The sequence below is a fragment of the Pseudomonas sp. HY13-MNA-CIBAN-0226 genome, from assembly GCF_040310305.1.
Classification (GTDB): Bacteria; Pseudomonadota; Gammaproteobacteria; order Pseudomonadales; family Pseudomonadaceae; genus Aquipseudomonas; species Aquipseudomonas gregormendelii.
On the sequence record NZ_JBEOPS010000057.1, the window covers coordinates 1 to 995 of the forward strand.

General features: G+C 49.8%; 1 rRNA gene. It reads right to left on the reverse strand.

The window, feature by feature from the left end:
• A 16S ribosomal RNA gene (locus AAEZ05_RS27715) occupies positions 1-739 on the reverse strand; the annotation flags it as partial.
• Positions 740-995 lie beyond the last annotated feature (256 nt).

Sequence of the window (995 nt, forward strand, 5' to 3'; positions counted from 1 at the left end):
AGTCCAGGTGGTCGCCTTCGCCACTGGTGTTCCTTCCTATATCTACGCATTTCACCGCTACACAGGAAATTCCACCACCCTCTACCATACTCTAGCTCGACAGTTTTGAATGCAGTTCCCAGGTTGAGCCCGGGGATTTCACATCCAACTTAACGAACCACCTACGCGCGCTTTACGCCCAGTAATTCCGATTAACGCTTGCACCCTCTGTATTACCGCGGCTGCTGGCACAGAGTTAGCCGGTGCTTATTCTGTCGGTAACGTCAAAACAGCAAAGTATTAATTTACTGCCCTTCCTCCCAACTTAAAGTGCTTTACAATCCGAAGACCTTCTTCACACACGCGGCATGGCTGGATCAGGCTTTCGCCCATTGTCCAATATTCCCCACTGCTGCCTCCCGTAGGAGTCTGGACCGTGTCTCAGTTCCAGTGTGACTGATCATCCTCTCAGACCAGTTACGGATCGTCGCCTTGGTGAGCCATTACCTCACCAACTAGCTAATCCGACCTAGGCTCATCTGATAGCGCAAGGCCCGAAGGTCCCCTGCTTTCTCCCGTAGGACGTATGCGGTATTAGCGTCCGTTTCCGAGCGTTATCCCCCACTACCAGGCAGATTCCTAGGCATTACTCACCCGTCCGCCGCTCTCAAGAGAAGCAAGCTTCTCTCTACCGCTCGACTTGCATGTGTTAGGCCTGCCGCCAGCGTTCAATCTGAGCCATGATCAAACTCTTCAGTTCAAACATCTTTGGGTTTTTAAGAAACCCTAAACTTGGCTCAGCAATCGTTGGTTACATCTTTGATTTCTCGCGGAGTAACTTGTGATGCTGATAATCTTGTTGACTATCAGTCTGACTCCACAAGCACCCACACGAATTGCTTGATTCAGTTGTTAAAGAGCGGTTGGTTAAGATCTTTCGTCTCAACCGAGGCGCGCATTCTACAGCAGCCTCATTTGCTGTCAAGTGATTATTTTCAGAAGTTTTCCAAGTTTCC